This is a genomic window from Thalassospira sp. MCCC 1A01148 (assembly GCF_001613795.1).
Lineage (GTDB): Bacteria > Pseudomonadota > Alphaproteobacteria > Rhodospirillales > Thalassospiraceae > Thalassospira.
In genome coordinates, this window is the sequence record NZ_LPVZ01000003.1 from 18,337 (window position 1) to 35,790 (window position 17,454).

At 50.4% G+C, this 17,454-nt stretch carries 14 protein-coding genes; 4 read left to right on the forward strand and 10 right to left on the reverse strand.

Annotation, left to right across the window (positions count from 1 at the left end; translation table 11 throughout):
- The first annotated feature begins 12 nt into the window (after window positions 1-12).
- Together AUQ43_RS01200 and traI are read left to right on the forward strand one after the other, a co-directional pair.
- Window positions 13-387 carry a ribbon-helix-helix protein, CopG family gene (locus AUQ43_RS01200; RefSeq protein ID WP_062953811.1) on the forward strand — a complete coding sequence of 125 codons (375 nt, stop codon included), beginning with the start codon at window positions 13-15 and terminating at the stop codon, window positions 385-387.
- The gene (gene traI, locus AUQ43_RS01205) at window positions 384-1,514 is read left to right on the forward strand and encodes a TraI/MobA(P) family conjugative relaxase (RefSeq protein WP_062953812.1); all 1,131 of its coding nucleotides are present in this window, start codon (window positions 384-386) and stop codon (window positions 1,512-1,514) included. The genes AUQ43_RS01200 and traI overlap by 4 nt, the downstream gene beginning before the upstream one ends.
- 123 nt (window positions 1,515-1,637) lie before the next feature.
- Here the strand turns inward: traI and AUQ43_RS01210 are convergent, their stop codons facing one another.
- From AUQ43_RS01210 to AUQ43_RS01240, 7 genes are all read right to left on the reverse strand, one after another.
- On the reverse strand, window positions 1,638-3,746 hold the full coding sequence (locus AUQ43_RS01210; RefSeq protein ID WP_084271936.1) for an ATP-binding protein: 2,109 nt from the start codon (window positions 3,744-3,746) through the stop codon (window positions 1,638-1,640).
- Complete coding sequence (locus AUQ43_RS01215; protein ID WP_062953813.1) at window positions 3,746-5,167, reverse strand: SIR2 family protein; 1,422 nt, start codon at window positions 5,165-5,167, stop codon at window positions 3,746-3,748. The genes AUQ43_RS01210 and AUQ43_RS01215 overlap by 1 nt, the downstream gene beginning before the upstream one ends.
- 84 nt (window positions 5,168-5,251) lie before the next feature.
- Window positions 5,252-8,359 (reverse strand): type III restriction-modification system endonuclease, encoded by a 3,108-nt coding sequence (locus tag AUQ43_RS01220; protein ID WP_062953822.1) that lies wholly within the window; start codon window positions 8,357-8,359, stop codon window positions 5,252-5,254.
- Window positions 8,360-8,376: 17 nt separating this feature from the next.
- On the reverse strand, window positions 8,377-9,051 hold the full coding sequence (locus tag AUQ43_RS01225; protein ID WP_062953814.1) for a hypothetical protein: 675 nt from the start codon (window positions 9,049-9,051) through the stop codon (window positions 8,377-8,379).
- A complete protein-coding gene (locus AUQ43_RS01230) occupies window positions 9,052-10,944 on the reverse strand; it encodes a site-specific DNA-methyltransferase (RefSeq protein ID WP_084271937.1) in 1,893 nt (630 codons plus the stop codon).
- A 35-nt stretch (window positions 10,945-10,979) separates the two neighbouring features.
- Entirely contained in the window at window positions 10,980-11,312 is a 333-nt protein-coding gene (locus AUQ43_RS01235) for a hypothetical protein (protein WP_062953815.1), read from the reverse strand.
- Between the two features lie 86 nt (window positions 11,313-11,398).
- Window positions 11,399-11,731, reverse strand: coding sequence for a hypothetical protein (locus AUQ43_RS01240; RefSeq protein WP_062953816.1), 333 nt, complete (start codon window positions 11,729-11,731; stop codon window positions 11,399-11,401).
- Window positions 11,732-12,200: 469 nt separating this feature from the next.
- Between AUQ43_RS01240 and AUQ43_RS01245 the strand changes: the two genes are divergently transcribed.
- Both AUQ43_RS01245 and AUQ43_RS01250 read left to right on the forward strand, forming a co-directional pair.
- A complete protein-coding gene (locus tag AUQ43_RS01245) occupies window positions 12,201-12,773 on the forward strand; it encodes a Bro-N domain-containing protein (protein ID WP_084271940.1) in 573 nt (190 codons plus the stop codon).
- Between the two features lie 76 nt (window positions 12,774-12,849).
- Window positions 12,850-14,475 (forward strand): recombinase family protein, encoded by a 1,626-nt coding sequence (locus AUQ43_RS01250; RefSeq protein WP_084271938.1) that lies wholly within the window; start codon window positions 12,850-12,852, stop codon window positions 14,473-14,475.
- A gap of 226 nt (window positions 14,476-14,701) precedes the next feature.
- Here the strand turns inward: AUQ43_RS01250 and AUQ43_RS01255 are convergent, their stop codons facing one another.
- The 3 genes from AUQ43_RS01255 to AUQ43_RS01265 are packed head-to-tail and all read right to left on the reverse strand — an operon-like array spanning window position 14,702 to window position 17,163.
- Window positions 14,702-15,460, reverse strand: a complete 759-nt coding sequence (locus AUQ43_RS01255; RefSeq protein WP_062953819.1) for a hypothetical protein — start codon at window positions 15,458-15,460, stop codon at window positions 14,702-14,704.
- Between the two features lie 54 nt (window positions 15,461-15,514).
- Window positions 15,515-16,159, reverse strand: a complete 645-nt coding sequence (locus tag AUQ43_RS01260) for a hypothetical protein (RefSeq protein ID WP_062953820.1) — start codon at window positions 16,157-16,159, stop codon at window positions 15,515-15,517.
- On the reverse strand, window positions 16,147-17,163 hold the full coding sequence (locus tag AUQ43_RS01265; protein WP_062953821.1) for a helix-turn-helix domain-containing protein: 1,017 nt from the start codon (window positions 17,161-17,163) through the stop codon (window positions 16,147-16,149). The genes AUQ43_RS01260 and AUQ43_RS01265 overlap by 13 nt, the downstream gene beginning before the upstream one ends.
- Window positions 17,164-17,454: the final 291 nt, after the last annotated feature.

Genomic DNA, 17,454 nt, shown 5'->3' on the forward strand with positions numbered 1-17,454 from the left:
TGGAACCATGCCATGGCCACCGACCGCCACGTCATCAAAACCTATCTGAACGACGAAGAGAAAGCGCGCATCGATCAGCTTGCCCATCAGATGCGGCTCTCGCGTTCGGAACTCCTCAAACGCCTTCTTATGAATACCAAGCTGCCGAGTGCCAGCGACTTTGCCGCATGGCAGAGCATTCGTGAGCTGCTTAAGGTCAATGCCGATCAGGCGAGATTGGGCAACCTGTTTAAGCTCGCCCTTGATGAACCGCTTTCAGCAGATCTGCTCAAGAAATTTGACGGCCTGGTCCGTGACATTGAAACAACCCAAGCAGACCTGAAGGCTGCCATTGGCGAGATCCGCGACCAGCTTCAACCTGGCAAACGCAAACAGGCCAAATCATGATCGCCACCAAGATCGGCAAGAAGTCAGGGGTGCCGGATAATTACACCCGACTTGGCGAATACATCGCAACAGCCGAGGAGAAAGGCGAGAAACTCCATCAGTTCTGGATCCGCAACTGCAATGCCGGCACAAATATCGAGGATCTCGATCTGGCTCTTCTGGAAATCGAAGCCGTTCGTCGTCAAAAGCCCGATATTGCGGACAAAACCTATCATTTTGTCGTTTCCTTCCGCCCCGGTGAACAGGACAAGCTCAGCAAAGATGATCTGATGGCAATCGAGGCCGAATATGCCAAGGCGCTTGGCTACGCTGATCACCAGCGCGTGGCTGGTACGCATATCAACACCGATAATTTCCATATGCACGTCGCCTTTAACAAAGTGCACCCAGAAACGCTCAAGGTCGTCACACCACATCGGGATTTTAAGATCCTCGCCAAGGTCTCACGTGAGATCGAGCAGAAATACGGCCTCGCAATTGATCCCGGTATGACCGATGGCAAGGAACGTGATCCAAACAAGCTTTCGCCTGCAGCAAGGAACTATGAAGCCCATACCTGGCAGGAATCATTCCAGCGGCATGTGTTGAAGCATCGTGGGGAAATTCTGAAGAGTTTGGGGAAAGCAAAAACTTGGCAGGAAGCGCATAAGGTTCTGGCGGGATATGACATCAGCTTGAAGCTACGTGGCAATGGTATGGTCCTGATGGGCCCGGATGGGCAGGCGATGAAGGCCAGCCAGTTAGGTCGCTCGTGTAGTAAAAACAAGCTCGAAGAACGGTTTGGAGTGTTTGAAGCGCAGCAAGTCAAACCACGCAAAAAAGGTGAACATCTAACCAGAACGAAACGATACTACAGACCCCGACCGCTTATTCGGCATCGCAACACATCTGCTCTTTGGCGTCGTTATCTCAGCACCCGGAAAGTCATGCCCCGCCAACCCAGCCTGACGGCACGGGCCTTACGAAACTGGAAAATGTTTTTGCTGATGGAAGCCCATCAAGATCCGCTCGCCGTGGTCTTGATCATGGCTCATCGCGAATTGCTCCGTAGCCTGTCACCAGCACCAACCATAAACAAAGCGCAAACTCCAAAACAACGAAACATCCAAGTAGACCCATCAAATTAGCAGTCATTTATAAGATCACACTGTATAGCTGAAAAGGCGTTGAACTGCACGGCCTGATACTTATATCTGAGACCCAAGCCCTGAACTGGACGCGCATATTCTTTTGCTCAGGCTTTAAAAAATTCAAAAAGGGATTTCATCGTCGACATCGCTATCTCCCAAAGGCGTATCTGAATGATCTGCTTCGGCTGCGATACCAGCAGGATTTCTTTCGTTCGTTATCCCCCAATTTTCAATAACGCTCATTAGTGGGAAGGCATTGCCACCAGACCAATCTACAAACGGTGCGGCTGTAGCGCTCCATGGCTCATATTTTGGCCTTTTGATTTGAACTCGGGTTGGGATATGAACAGCACTCCCAAAAACAATAGCTTCCCCTGAGGCAAGCACAGTCACTTGATCCAAAAGACGCTGGGCCTGTCTCGGTATAATGCGCTTGAAGTGATCAATGTCATCCGGGTTTTGAAGACGGTGTGAGAAAAAGTTTGCACACTGACTAATTATTGTTGGACTGATTTCGCTTGGTCTTTGGCTGGCGACTATCAAGGACAAACCGAACTTGCGCCCCTCTTTTGCAACCCTTTCAAAGGCTTTTCGTGAAAGCGCCTGCCCCCGGTCTTCGCCCTGCCTGACAGGTCGCGCGTAATTATGTGCCTCTTCGAGAACAAGAACCCAAGGGTTGGAGTAGCGCTGACTGGCAGGAAGCTTTTCTCTAGCTTCCAATAACACCCTCCCGACTACTGAACATATGAAAGGTAGTACCTCATGGGACAACATCGACAGATCCAAGATCGACACCCTTGAACCTCCCACAACAAATCCAAGGCTTTCAAACCATGCTCGTGTTGAAGTTATTCCCACTTGATCGTAGTTCGTAAAAACTGACCAGCGTCGATCAGCAAGCCTCGTCTTCAAACGCATGCGCAAAGTGGTTAGATGCTGATCTATCTGAGACGCTTCTTCATGCGAGGCAGCCGATGCAAGCGTAGCCGTATTGCTCAACAAACCTCTCGAAAAATACGAGGGCGTGTCCCCACTGTGCACTGTCTGCTCGTCTGTTGCGATTGCCGATATTCTTTTCTCAATTTCGGAGATCAATGGTCGAAGAGCTGCATCAATCTCCATTGGATTAGTTACTGTTTCAGCATAAAAATTTTTTTCCTGTCCTTTCTCGTCCTTAACAAAATAGGCACGTATAGCTTCCCTCAGCGTATCCAAATCTATATCTGTGGACGAAAGAAAACTTTTGACGGCAAGACATCTTGCTCGAACCATATTCTTGGTTAGCTGACTCAATGGATACATTTGCTGTATCGATGCGAGCGCTTCCCCTAGAAAGTCGAGTTCAGTAGGACTGCCTTGCTCTGAACGGCCTTTTAGAAAGGCCCACCAAGCCTTTAACACCGGTTGCTGTGTCTGCTCTGAAGCACTCAACCACTCGCACACCTCCTCAGAATTCATCAACCAAATTGGGACTGCAAGCTTTCTGCCGTTAATGTAAGCTTCATTCGGTTCCCGAATATAATTTCGCGCGTCTTCATCCAAAAACGCATTTGCGTATTCGCCATTTATATCAAGTATGAAAATATGTGGCCCATTCTCATCCACAATACTGACATGTTCATTTTCAACGACGCTGCGAAGTAAGCTGGCAACCGTGTATGACTTTCCGGAACCTGTGTTCCCAACGATTGCAAGTGGTCGCGAGAACAAGTCATTAAACGACGCACTTATCCTGGTGTTTTCGTCACCAGTCTGATGCCCCAACTCCAGAGCAAAATCGAATTCACCATCTGCCCATTTTTGAGGACGATTTCTAAGGGGGGGATGTTCAAAAACACCTGCGAGTATATCTGGGTTAGCAACTTCGGCTGGCGTATCGAGCGTTGGTAATACCGTGATCCCAGTATCGAACTTCCATTTCCCATTTCCTGATTGTCGCACGGTGCCAAGCAACTGAACCGAAGCAATACGACGTGGCTTCATCAATTCCAGCGAAAGCTCATTGTCGCGGGTCGGATCATAACTTTCCCGCGCTTCTAGGTCAGAAAGGCTCCCGATTGCATGGGTACCAGCACCGAGATCGAACGTCAGAAATGAGTTGATTGCCACAGCTCGCTGAACCCCGTCAGGCGTGGCACGCGACGACGACTTGGAATCAGGTGATAGTTCGACCTTCAGCCTGAAGCCACTGACAGCTACAACATGGCCTATAACGCGCGGTTGCTCCATCAGGTAGCGCCTTTCGACACTTCTGGTTCCTTGTCTTCCACTTTACGAATTTGCTCCTCAAAGGACCGAAGACGTTTGTAATCGTCCAGCCATTTCACATCGGGCATGATATTTTGCGCGAAATCGGCAAAAGTTGCGACCTTGTACGAGCAGGCTTCCCCATCTCCAAGGCGTTCAGTCAGAACAAATGCCCTTTGTCCAAGGCTCTGATACCGGCGAATTCTATCGACGATTTTACTCTGTGGGTTCGGCTCCACAACCAGCATGACCAAGGACGGGTTCATCAATGCAGTCTCGATGATCCGTGTGACGTGGTCATCACCAAAGCCATAGCCAACCACAAGCAGAAAAGTTTGCGGCTGGTTTAGGCGAGCATGGAATAACCGGAACAAATGCGCATAGGGCATATCCAACGTTTGAGTGAACTTCTGCGAAGTCGGCAATATGCCGAAGGAACTGATCGAAGAATATTCGTTGGACTGAAGCTGTTCTGCTTTCTTTTCCAGCGCTTGTTTCCTGTAATTACCGGCAAAAGAAAGGTCGCGATGACGAGCTCGATAGACTCCGTCAGAATCAACATACCAATGGAGCGAACCATGAAGTTTATAAAATTGGAGGAATTTATCAAAACGGCGCACCCGCCCTTCGGCCACATCGCCAGGATAGTAGATATCCAGACCATATACCGCCGGGTCAAACCGAGAACTGGCCTTACCGGAAAAGCCGTCAAAATACTGAATTCCTAGCTCCTCCAGCGCCTGCTCGAACAGGGTGTCATAATTCAGTGTAAAGAGATGCGTACGGCCAAGATTGGTATCACGGGCAACGAGCTTCGCGAGGAAAGGAATATGTCCCGAGGACTTGTCGCTGGCCTCTCCCGAAAGTTCTCCATGATCAATCTGAAGCGCGCATTCGGCAAAAATTGCCTTCTCAATCAGACCTTTCAATGCGAGTATATGATCTGCGGGAACTGTTAGAGGTGCAACTTCTCCCTCTGGCAAATTACCTTTCCATACCACCGCTTCAACGGGTGACTTGTCCGACTTTGTTAGACCTGACGCATTGAACAGGTAGCTCAACCAATCCTCGAACCCAATAGGCCCCTCGTTTTCTTCGGCAGACCATTGGGACTTACGATGCTTGAGGATTGCATCCGCTCGTTTCGGTAAAACACACTTCTCAACGGCATCAAGGACAAGGCACTCAAGATTGTTGCTTTTCGGGCCAGCCATCAGTCTGCCGCCAGCACCAGAGGAACATCCGGCTGCCGTCAGCACGACTACGTTCTCCATCCGCAACCAATCTGCAAGAAGCGCCTGGGTTCTTCTAAGCCCATCTTCCGGCGATTTGTTAGCCAACAAGTCGGAACTCTCGCCTGCGGAAACCGGCGACAACAACTGATACTTACAAACGCCTGTCATTTAGCACCCCCTCCTCCCGGGAGGTCGCCAGCACACAGCGTCCACGATGAATCTGAAATATTTTCAGGCGTATTTCGCCCGTGTTCATGCAGCCTCCCCTCCCACAATATCCATCAGTTTAGCGTAGTCGGTTACGACGTCGTACTTCACGCGCTCTCCGACGGAGCCTTCACTGATTTCATCGAAGAACTTTCGAGCACATTCAATCTTTGTGCGCTCTATTTCCCGGAGCTTCATGGACGACAGGGAACCCTTTGTTTCCGCAACAAAGTAGATGTGCTTAACACTGCCTTCCTTAAACGAGATTGCCCAATCCGGGTTGTAGTCCCCAACCGGCGTTGGGATGAGAAAGCCCCTCGGTAGCTTAGCGTACACGACTACTTCACTGCTGGTGTCCAGCTCTTTAACAAAACGTCTCTCGACGTCAGAATCGGTGACCACATAGTCATGGACATGGTTTTTCATACGCATGGCGCGGGAGAAATCCTGACCGGTCTGGTTCGCCGTGAAAATATCCGCCCCGTAACGGTCTGTGACGGCGTCATAGTCCAAGCGCTCGATAATCATCGTCGCCTTTTGCTCAGCAATCAGGCGGGTGGCCTCGGCAATGAAATGTTCCGGGTTTTGTTTGAATTGCCCGAATACACTGGCCTCGATACCCGTCAGAATGGCCGCTGTGGTCGCCCGTGTGAGGCGAGCATTTTCTGCGACTTTTCCGATAAGGTCATATTTGACCAGCGAATGGACTGAACCTCCCTGCTTGGTCGCCGTGGAGGTAACCTTGAAGCCGTCGCCCGTCTTGAGCTGGTCATCAGTCAAGTCGTCGAGCTGCTCACCAACCTGCACGGTGTACTGCAAGGGAGTAACACTAAGCTGGCGATCAAGGGCACTGATACATTTCCGGACAAGCTCGTCAGAGTCAAAATCGACCCGATAGACGGCCTTCTGGTTGATCCGCGCCCAAAGCTCCTGAAACTCCTTCTTCTCGAAATTTGCGTTCAAGGGGTTGGTTTTGGGCTTGCGACCATCCTCGACTTTTGGCAACTGCGCATCACTGAAGACGCTGTCGATCAGCTGGTAAATCTGTTCCGCATGAGGTTTTAGGTCTTCCGGCAGATCGGCAAGCGTTCCGGCCTCTTTGGCCTCATGATAGGACGCAGCTATCTGGTCAGCTTTGTCGGTATAGTCGTACTTTACCAGATAACGATAAAGCTGCTTTGCCATGGCTGATGTAACCTTGATAGGACCAGTGTCCGTGACGACCGTCTTGCCAGTAAAATAGGCTTCTGTGGCCTGCCGAGGTCGGGCAGAAAGCGTCTCCGAGATTTCTTTCTGCAAGCCGCTGACGAAGTCGCGATAGCTCTCGCTCGCCACGACGGTCAGAATATTGATGTCATGCACCACGGCAGGATTATCCATACGGTCACCATGACGATCAACAGAGAGGCGAAGCCCACGCCCTACTTCCTGACGACGGGAGATAGTGTTGTCGCTGTGCTTCAACATGCACATGACGAAAACATTGGGATTGTCCCAACCTTCACGAAGGGCAGAATGGGAAAAAATGAACCTGATTGGTTCGTCAAACGAGAGAAGTCGCTCCTTGTCCTTGAGGATCAAATCATAGGCGTCGACATCATCCGATAGTCCCGCACTCTCCCCCCGTGCAATGGCTTTCGGGTCTTTCAAGCGATTGTTTTTCTTGTCTATGGAGAAATAACCGTTGTGGGTCTTGCCCACATCAATACCTTCAAGATGCTTACGATAGGCTTCATTGTCGATTGCCTGCTCGGAAAGGTATTCGTCTTTCAGAAGGGCATATTCTTCCTCGAACACCCGCGCATATTCGCCTTTCTCGTCAGCCTGATCGTAGTCGCGATATTTGACCACCTCGTCGATGAAGAAGAGCGATAACACCTTGATACCTTCGGCGAAGAGCTGCTTTTCCTTATCGAGATGCGCCTTGATCGTCTCACGAATCTGGATGCGACGAATGTCCCGCTCGGACACGTCGCCCATTGCTTCCCCGGCCTTCAGTACCATGCCGTTGGTGAACTCCACGGTGTCGTGGTTGTAGTCGATCTGCGAGATGGTGAACCCGTCACGGTATTGGTCCAGATCGCCAGACTCCACGAACAGGTCGTCGCGGAACTCCAACCGACGGAGCTGGCGCTTGATTTCACCGGATTTCAGCTTCACCTCCAGCTCGATCCGCGCCACGGGCGCCTTCTTCGAAATGTCGATCCCTTCGAGATAGAGATAGGCATTCGTCCCGGCTAGGCCGCGCGTATGGATACCACGCACGGCAATCTTCTTCACCAGCTTCTGGTTATAGGCGTCAAGCGCATCAAGACGGTGGATCTTATTGTGCTGCGTTTTGTGGGTTGCCGAATACCGCAGGATCATCAACGGCTTGAACTTCGGCAGGGCCTCCATGGTGGCCTTGCCTTCCATTTTCTGTGGTTCATCCAAAATGAGGATAGGGCGGTTGCTGGCGATCACGTCGATGGGACGGCGTGACTGGAAATCATCCAGTTCGTCATAGATGCGCTTGTTGTCTGTTCCCCGAGAAGCAAACGCTTGGATGTTGATCACCATGACGTTGATGCCAGAGTCCGACGAAAAGCTCTCCAGTTCGTGCAGGCGCTTGGAATTGTATATAAAGAACCGCGCCTTACTACCATATGTCTCTGCGAAGTGATCGGCAGTGACTTGAAGGGATTTATAGACCCCCTCTCGGATAGCGATACTCGGCACCATCACGATGAACTTCGACCAACCGTAGCGATTGTTCATTTCGAACATGGTCTTAATATAGCAATAGGTCTTGCCGGTCCCGGTTTCCATCTCGACGTCGAAGTGATAGCGGCTCGCGGCCAGCGCATCGCGGGTGTATGTCGCAGGCGCCATTGTCCGCTCTCCACGCGCGTTGACGACGGTGAAGTCGGTAAGGCTTTGACTTATCTGAAGGTTCTGACGACGCTGTACATCTTGGATGTTTGCTAAAACCTGTTTATCGCTAAGAGCAATATCGGCGTTCTTGAAGCCTTCTTCGAACGCGCTGGTCTGCGCCTTGCTGCCCGGGTCGATCCGATAGTTGAGACCACTGGCCATCAATTGACCGGAAAAACAATCCACAACGGAATCGACAGCGCATGTCTGATAGGGCTGGACCTTAAATTTGAGCTTCATCTTTCCCGCAATCTCCCTCATTTTGGATATCTCTTCGAAAGCAGGTAGTCAAAGAACTCATCGGCGCTCTTATGCTCGTCAGAATGTTCTGAAAATTCAACATAATGCTCAATTGAGCCTCGAATTTCCTTCTCAGACGGCCTGTAGTCAGTTTCTGGATTTGGTCTAATGAAAATGAGTTTTTCAGATGGCTGGCTGTAATGAAGGCAGACCCACACATCTTCTGCTGGATGTTTCTGTGCGTAACTTAATTTGTCTGGACGCACCCAATAACTATTGCCGCGCATAAATTCCGTGCCTGACACCTCAAGCATGCAGTATTTTCGACCAGTGTCTCGCCCCTCTATCAAAAGGTCGGGCTTTCCAGAATCATCTGGATGTTCTGCCAAGAACTCGTTCGAATCAGCCCCAAAACCAATGACAGACACTTTAAGTCTTGGAAACTTGGTTTCGATAATGTTCGTCACACGATCAATTCGAATTTTCTCCTTCTCCCAAGCTTGCTCACCATATTTGTGTTTCCAATGAAACTTCTCAAGCTCGATAACTTTATCGCAAGAAATCTCTTTCCCAACCGATAGTCCTAGCGCTGGAAAAGTTCTAGCTCTTACGCTAGTGCAGTATTGGCCGTCCACATAGATCGCATAGCGTTCAGACCTAACGACATGTCGAATTTCCGTGATTAATGGCATTTAGATCGCCTTTACTTCTGTCGTGACAGAAATTTGACGAAAGATTTGTTCGACGTTGACCTTCACCGCGTCCGATACGAAGCCGTTATCACGGAACACGACGCGCAGCGGTTCATGCCGGGCCAATTCCTTGACCAAGTCCTCGTTGATGCCAGTGTCAAAGCACGCGACCAGCGCATTGTCATCTACAAAGAAAACAGTTTTGCCCTGCATAGTCTCGCGACGGATGGGAAGTGTCAGGTCGACACCCCAATCCCCGAGCACCTGGAATAGCAGGTCTTCAGCCGTGCGGTCTGGCTTGACGTTGTCGACAGCGGTGAGTAGGTCAGCCTGTTTGACCTCGTCAGGACGATAATAAATGTCCCGCATGTTCGACGTATCAATCTTTAGGACGCGGAAGCCAACATCCTTATTCCAGCTGGGATGGCATTCACCTTCAAGAACCATTGCACCAGCTCTACGTATACGTTCTTTAGAAAGGTCTGCAATGTTCTCATAGCCTTCTTTAAATGCTTCTGTATCGTCGTGAATTGGCTCGGGCAACTGAACCAGAATACATCGACGGTTCCCACCATCAGCTGCATTACATTCGAAAACTGCTTGAGCAGTGGTTCCTGAGCCTGCAAAGAAGTCCAAAATCAGTGCGTCTTTCGCTGCCCCTTGCTCTATAAGTGCTTTTAATAATTCAACCGGCTTAGGAAATGAAAATAGCTTACTCCCGAAAAGATTCTTCAACGCTGTAGTTGCAGAACTATTCATTGGAGAAACGATTGTGCTTTGCCCCCCCCCGCCAGTGGGGCGCTCAATCCAAGACGATACCGGTATCGTGGGTTTCATTGCCTCAGACGCGAAGCGCTTCAGCATCGGAGTGCCGGTCTGGCTTTTTGGAAATATGACGCGGCCTTCGCGAATTTTTTGTGCCATGGTTTGGCGACTATAAGGCCAGTATCTTCCCTTTGGAGGAAGGAACTCGTTTCCAGTGTCTGGGTCTGTTATCGAATAGTATGTATCACCCCCTGGCTTTCCTGCACTGAGGTTGTCTGAAATCCAAGGGCCCCGAGAATCCTTGTCCGGATTCTTATACTTCTCAAATGTTCTCTCAACACCTTTAAGGGTGGCTTGTGCCTTAGAGTAGACCAAAACGTACTCATGATCTTCACTGAGGTTGGTCACAGCATCCATCGCGCCACTACGACGCTTCCAAACAAAACAGCCCAAAAAATTGCTGGCTCCAAAGACCTCTTCACAAAGCTTCTGTAGGTTTGCGCGCTCATTGTCATCAATTGAAATAAAAATAAGCCCACGATCAGAGAGGAGTTGGCGGGCTACTCGTAGCCGAGGATACATCATCGATAGCCAGTCAGAATGAAAGCGACCGTTGGTTTGAGAATTCGCTACCAGCTTACCTCCCATTCCATCAACCTGCCCCGATCTTTCGAGATACTCGTCCGCACCCAACTTATATTGATCGTTGTAAATTAGGTCACTTCCCGTGTTGTATGGGGGATCAATATAAATCATATCAACTTTCCCCAGATAGCTCTCACGGATCAACTTTAGCGCGTCTAAGTTATCCCCTTCGATGAACAGGTTCTTAGTGCTCTGGAAATACAAACTATCGTCTTCGGATGGACGAACGGCTTTTTCCAAAGATGTATTGGCTTCAATGAGTGCCGCGGCTTTTCCGGGCCAATTGAGATGGTACCGCTCTCGTATACCTTCTGTTACTTGTCCATCAAGGAGCTGCTTCAGTAGATCAAAATCAATAGCTTGTTCAATTTCGCCACTCTCGTTCCTGACTTCCGTCACAAGTTCTGGCACTAACTTGGCAAGTTGAGTTGTAATATCCCGAGACAGCTCAGAGGTTCTCAATTCAAGTTTTTTTATCGTCACTTTTTACCCTCAGTTTGCTTTCCGTGGTCAGTGTTTTAGTTTTCGCCAAGCCGATATCCAGCCTTAACGAGCGACCAGAAGAAGTCTTTATCATTCGTTCTATAACGCCAGCGCTTTCGATAGGGCCTCGCCCCCTTCTCGACGTATACTCCGAGAGATTTGAAATCATCGAGCATGTTTACAGCAGTATTGAAATACACCCGAACTTCTTCGCCCCATTTATTCGGTTGATGCTGGTACCCCGTGCCAATCTTGGGGCTAGAACCAGTTATTTTTTTATATCGGGCCTCGAATTGCCCCGCTTTCTCAGATTTTACTTCGACCTCTAGTACTACGTCGGTTGCTTTGGCAAAGAAATCTATTTTCATAAGAGCATTCCTTGTTCATGATACTTTATCGTTCCAACCGTATTATAATTCGGCCAATTCCCGTTTGGCCTTGCGCAACTTGGCATTTATAACCACGCGCTTGTTGTATTGTTTTTCTTGCATAAGCCGGGTCTTGATCTACTCAAGCTCCCGCGTTTTGACACGGATTGCCCCCAGCCGGTCCACCCGTGTCTGAATGTCTTCACCTCTTTGCGCACGCGGCCCGCCGCTTCGGTCGGCACAAAAGTCGGAGTGGTAAAAATGAACTGTAGACTCTCGATCTTTGACAATTCTGATTTCAGCGCCTCGAAAGCATAAATCGAGAAACAGGACGCGGCGATCTTCAGACGAGATCCTTGATCGATGGTTCCTTTTACATCGTCACCAAGAAGCTCGGTTGTGTTGTCAATAATCTTCATTCCACCTCGCCGTCGACATAACCCTGCAAGTCTCCGATTTCTAACGAATGGGCGTCCTCACCAGATTCGCTTCATAGGTGTATTCTATTCCCACGCCCACAATCCTCAATACACGGGAGAGAACTTAACTATGGTTCGTTGAGCATGGCACCGCCATGCGAATAAGCAGGAAGCCCGTTTGGGCTGTTTGGTGGGCCCACCAAACCTATCCTGCCCCCAGCACGACAGGTGAAAGTTGTGCCATCTCGTGCACCATCATGCAATCTTTTGCATTCTCGTGCAATCTTGTGCACTTTTATGCATTCCCATGCAATGCACTGTTATCGCTACATTTTTCATAAAACCTATTCTTCCGAGAGGATGCGTTTTTATCCTTGCGCAGCAGTAACCCGGTCGAGTAATCAAAAGAATCCAGATGCGTTTCTACAACCACAGCGGAAAACGTATCATCGACAGAAAAGGGTCAAAAATGAGCGAAATCATTACCTTTAACTTCGATAACGTCGATTTTCGTGCCATCGAAATTGCTGGTCAGATTTGGGCTGTAGGCACAGATGTCTGTAAAGCACTTGGTTATAGGGATGCAGAAAACGGTTTGCGAAATCTGGATGAAGACGAAAAGGGTACACACATTGTGGGGACCGCTGGCGGTGATCAGAATTTGCTGATCATCAATGAAAGCGGGCTTTATTCACTGATCCTTCGAAGCAGGAAGCCTGAAGCAAAGCGGTTCAAAAAGTGGGTAACATCCGAAGTCCTGCCATCCATCCGAAAAACCGGCGCATATCATGCTGAGACGACACTGTCAGCACAAGGCACCGACCAGCAGGAACTGATCGAAGCTCTTCGTGACAAAATCAGCCTGCTCGAAGAAAACCGTTCATTGGTTAAAGGCCGAATAACCCACGACAAGTTCCAGGGCGTTGCCCGCCAGCTTTTCGAAAAAACCGATTTCAATGACGAAATCATTGCCGAGATCCTTGCTCCAGGTATCGGCACCTTCATGCCGGAATGGGTCAGTTGGCAGAGACGACGGCATTGAGGCCGTTCCCCCGTCCTTCCTTCCTGAACCGACCTGTTCACCGATCATAAAAACATAACCAGAATACGAGGCTTCCTTGAGAGCTGGAATTTACGCTCGTCACTCGACAGACAAACAAGGGACGAGCTCAGAAGATCAAATCCGTCGCTGTCAGGAATTTTGCCGTTTCAAGGGATATGATGTTGTTGAGGTATATCGCGACGAGGCCCTGTCCGGAGCTCACATCGAAAACCGCCCCGGCATCAATGCCTTGCTGATTGGCGCGCTTGACGGTCGGTTTGATGTTGTCATCGCAGAAGATTTAAGCCGTATCAGCCGTGATCAGGCAGATACGGCCAATTTCTTCAAGAAAATGATCTTCCTCGGTGTCCCGGTTGAAACTGTCAGCGAAGGGCTGATCAACGAGCTCCATATTGGCCTGAAAAGCACAATGAATGCGCTCTACCTCAAGGATCTGGCCGAAAAAACCCACAGAGGCGTTATTGCCGCCGTCCTGCGTGGCGGCGTACCTGGCGGGAAGCTCTATGGCTATGATCTGGTGCACGCACTTGACGAAGCAGGCGAGCCTATACGCGGCAAGCGAACGATCAATCCGCAACAAGCCGCAATCGTCCGCGATATCTTCGCTGCATATGCTTCCGGCCAGAAACTCAAACATATCTGTGAAGACCTCAATCGACGAGGTATTGATGCACCAAACGGCGGGAAATGGGCCCCGACAACGCTTGTCGGTTCTTTTGTCCGCCAGACCGGCCTGCTGCGTCAGACGCTATATAACGGCACCATAACGTTCAATAAGATGCAGTATCGCAAACACCCGGAAACCGGCAACCGAGTCTCTATCATGCGTCCGGAAAGCGAATGGGTAACAGTGCCGATACCCGAACTGGCCATTGTCGATGAAAACCTGTTTGCCAACGTACAACGAGCCCTTGATCAACGTTCGTCCAGGCAACGGGAACGCAAGCTGACCCCGAAAGTCACGACAGAAGAGGAGAAGCGCAAAGTCTCCATTAACCGTTCCCGGGAATGGCGACGAAACCAGGCCATCACCGGCAAACGCGCAAATGCGGTCTTTGGCGGCAAGCTCTATTGCGGCAAGCATGGCGAACAGATTGTCGCGACCTATGCACGACACTACTCTTGCAAAACGAAAGGTTGCCCCAACCGGAGCCTCAATTATGACGAGGTTATCGCAATGGTGATCAAGGCAATCAGCACGCTTGACCAGGACATGATCATGGCGCATTTCGACAATGCAGACATGGTAAAGAGGCGGTCCAAACTTGAACTCGAGATCAAACGACTGAGAAAAGAGCTTGAGGATATACGTACAGGCCTGAACAAGGTAATTGATGCCTTGGGTCCTGATGCCAGGTCTCACGAAATCCGCGCATTTTTCGACGACAAATCAGAACAGATTCACCGCTTGAAACTCGACATTTCGCGATGTGAACGGGATCTTGCAGAGACATCGCTCCCCAAAAGCATCGCCCGCATTCTAGGTCGTCACAATAAACTGATAGCAAAGTTACAGACGTGGTCGCGCGATCCGGAGGCCGTCATCCCTCTGCGCCAGATCATCGACAGGCTGACAATTCACGCCGTCTGGAATTATATCGAGGAGTGCTGGGATGGAAGATGCGAGGTGACGTTCGATTTTCCAGCGATCATCGCAGCCGACAAACGGCTTTCTTCCTGACCGCCACCCCGTTTGAGAGTCAAATTTCCAACGTCATAAGACAGATTTTAGCTTCCTACCGAAATAATTCGCTACGGTCAAACGACCAAAAAGACTCATTCAGCAGTTTTGTTTCTCATTGTCAGCATTGACTGAGAACTAAGACGTCCAAGCACAATTTTGTTCAGCGGTCGAAACGCCGACCAACTATCTCTGACTGCTGATGATTTAGCCGGAACGGCACTAATCAACGATTTAGCGTAGAGATATCGGTGCCACCTTCGGTCACCAAAGCGGCATTCTCCAACAACCGACGTGAAGCCTTGTCATTCAGATCGGCATCAACCATCGTGCCTCCAACCAATAATTTCACCCCGTCAACGATGATATCGACCTCGACGCAACCGCCTGAACCCAGATGCTCCTTGAACAGAGCGTTGACACGAATGTTAGTTTTCTGAGACGGCCCTGGAGTCCTGTAGTGCTGGAAGCGGCGACGTAACCCGGCTGTCTCCCCGATATAGTGATGGGCGTCGTCGTTATCCATCAACCGAAACCGATAAAGGCCAGGTACAGTCGGTGCGGAAGGAAACACGACATCGCCATTCGCATCTAGCGTCAATGGGCCGAGATAGCGCCACTTCATCTCAACCGAGACCTGGACGGACATGGGCAAGTCATTTGATGAACTCGGTACTGACTGCATCTGGGGGCGCGTTGCGGTCTTGTCTCGCTCCTGCTTCCGGTCAGCGGATTGCTTATGCCCTATCTGGCGGAACGATACACTCTGTCCGGCCACGTCGAGATTCTCTGTTTTCCATCCGACAGAAAGCCAAGAGTGAGATTGCCTGCCGGGAATTGGATTGTTGGCCCACCACTCTTGATACTTGTATGCGCTGCTTGGTAATGAAAATCCAAGCAGATCCTCCAATTCACGAAACGTCATCTTCAACGTGCAAATGTTCCGACTACTAAGAAAAGTGGAAAGTTCATCATACCGGCTCATTTGTTCTTCCAAAAAATTTTTCGTTCAGCGGATTAAAGAGTTGCGGTCAATCTTTTAAGAACCGCTGTTACCCAAAATCGGGTGTCTTGCGAACAATTCTGGATGAGATCCGGCAAAATCCTGCCGGTCCGTCTCATCGCTAGCATTGCACATAACCAAGCTTGGTAAAACGTCTTGCACACGTTCCATAAAGACATTCTTTGCTTTGGTCGCACTCCACGGCAACATATAATCCGGGTAGGGCTCCACAATATCCCTGGCGGATAACCTGACCAGCGACAGGTCGACACAATCGCGATATTCGGTTGCCTTGAGCCTCTGGTCTATCTCGTGGATTTCCCCGATCACGCCTTCCGGCCATGGCCATTTCAGACCAGCCAGTAACGTGAACCGTCGCCTGATAGGCAAGACAATCTCGCACTCAAAGCGCTGCCAGATGCCAAGCGAACGCATGGTATTCTTGACCGGCGTAGTGATATCGCCGGTATCAAACTCCTCGATATCGTGGATCAGGGCGTAACCGGCGGCCTCCGGGGACGCCAGATCGCAAGCCTGAACGCAATGCTGGGCAACGCTCACATCACAGGCACCGTTCCAGCGTCGGATGCGCGACAAGCCAGCCGCCTGATGACGAAACACCTCAAGCCGGACTTCAAACGACGCTGGAAAATGATCAGAGGACGCTATCAGCTCACGCATGACACAGCTCCGATCTGCAAACCCCGACGTTCAGCAACGGGCTCAATGACCGCCATTAAATGATGACGGGTCATATCCTGTACGCATCGGTTCCGGGCTTTTAAGTCGATTGTGTTGCCCGTCAGCACCGCCCGGATCTGCGACAGCCAGATACGCGGATTGCGACAACCGGGAATATCTGCCTGAGCGACAACCTGGCTTATCTCGTGCCATTCCGGTGGATCAGTGGGATCACAGATAGCCGGGGAAACGTTCTCAACAGCCCACACAGACGCTTCAGGAACCAACCCATCGAGAATATCCAGCACGCCAAGCCGTGAGGGCCTTTTTCCGCGTCGTTTAACATCTTCCAATGCTTTCCGGACGCCATCAAACCCGACACGCTCAATGGCCTCATTTACGCGCAAACAGGCATTGGCCAGCGTCCAGGGATCAGCACAAAGGCGCTGCCACTCCCTTGCTAGGATCAGACATTGATCATCGACGGAAGGCAGGATGACAGCCCCCGTGCCGGTTGTGGCATGGGCATGGGCATGGACCTGTTCCTTCTCATCCGTGTTATCATCTTTATCCGTGTTCTTCTTAGAACCGGCACCTGCTGCCGGTTTAATACCGGAATCTGATGCCGGTTTGATGGAACCAGATGCCGGTTTGGCTCCCAGTCCGACCAGCTGATAGGCGTTGCGATTGCGCAACCGTCCGGCACACCGCACCAGGCGTCGGATCAGACCAAGCTGTTCAAGACGCGCAAGGGCTTGGCGCACCTTGCGCTCTGACAACCCGGCCTCGCGGGCGATGGTTTCAATTCTCGGGAAGCAGTCCTGGCTCCGGTCATTGACATGGGATGCCAAGACAACGGCAACGCAGATCTCCGATGTGCTGAGATCCTCGTGATCGAATATCTCGTTCTGCACCCATTGCCAGCGGGCAACTGCAGATGTTCCGACAGGTGCGGACTGTGCTGCAACCTTGCGAATTTGCGTGTGTATCTGAAGGGATGTCATGTTTGGTATCGGCGGAGTTTTGCTCTCGCATTTGCACTTGACAAAGCGATCCCGTTACCTAAACTGGAACTCAGATTTGTCGACTGAGGCAGTTTAAGCCTTCTCAAGAACCCGCTGCGCCAACAGCGGGTTTTTTGTTGTCTAAATTCTTGAAAAGTCAGGAAAAATTAAAACTCGGAAATGCCGTCTCCTCTTTTTGAGGAGTGTCCCCGAACTTTTTCTCTTGTTTCGCGAATCCGTCGAGTCTATATCTCAAAACTCAACGGATCGGAAAGAGTGGTTGCGGGGGCA

Excerpts from the sequence above, each read along its gene's own strand:
- AUQ43_RS01215 (WP_062953813.1), bottom strand. The coding sequence starts at position 5,167 with ATGACAGGCGTTTGTAAGTATCAGTTGTTGTCGCCGGTTTCCGCAGGC.
- AUQ43_RS01245 (WP_084271940.1), top strand. The coding sequence starts at position 12,201 with ATGAGCGAAATCATTACCTTTAACTTCGATAACGTCGATTTTCGTGCC.
- AUQ43_RS01200 (WP_062953811.1), top strand. The coding sequence starts at position 13 with ATGGCCACCGACCGCCACGTCATCAAAACCTATCTGAACGACGAAGAG.
- AUQ43_RS01255 (WP_062953819.1), bottom strand. The coding sequence starts at position 15,460 with ATGAGCCGGTATGATGAACTTTCCACTTTTCTTAGTAGTCGGAACATT.
- AUQ43_RS01265 (WP_062953821.1), bottom strand. The coding sequence starts at position 17,163 with ATGACATCCCTTCAGATACACACGCAAATTCGCAAGGTTGCAGCACAG.
- AUQ43_RS01235 (WP_062953815.1), bottom strand. The coding sequence starts at position 11,312 with ATGAAAATAGATTTCTTTGCCAAAGCAACCGACGTAGTACTAGAGGTC.
- AUQ43_RS01220 (WP_062953822.1), bottom strand. The coding sequence starts at position 8,359 with ATGAAGCTCAAATTTAAGGTCCAGCCCTATCAGACATGCGCTGTCGAT.
- AUQ43_RS01240 (WP_062953816.1), bottom strand. The coding sequence starts at position 11,731 with ATGAAGATTATTGACAACACAACCGAGCTTCTTGGTGACGATGTAAAA.
- traI (WP_062953812.1), top strand. The coding sequence starts at position 384 with ATGATCGCCACCAAGATCGGCAAGAAGTCAGGGGTGCCGGATAATTAC.
- AUQ43_RS01210 (WP_084271936.1), bottom strand. The coding sequence starts at position 3,746 with ATGGAGCAACCGCGCGTTATAGGCCATGTTGTAGCTGTCAGTGGCTTC.
- AUQ43_RS01225 (WP_062953814.1), bottom strand. The coding sequence starts at position 9,051 with ATGCCATTAATCACGGAAATTCGACATGTCGTTAGGTCTGAACGCTAT.
- AUQ43_RS01260 (WP_062953820.1), bottom strand. The coding sequence starts at position 16,159 with ATGCGTGAGCTGATAGCGTCCTCTGATCATTTTCCAGCGTCGTTTGAA.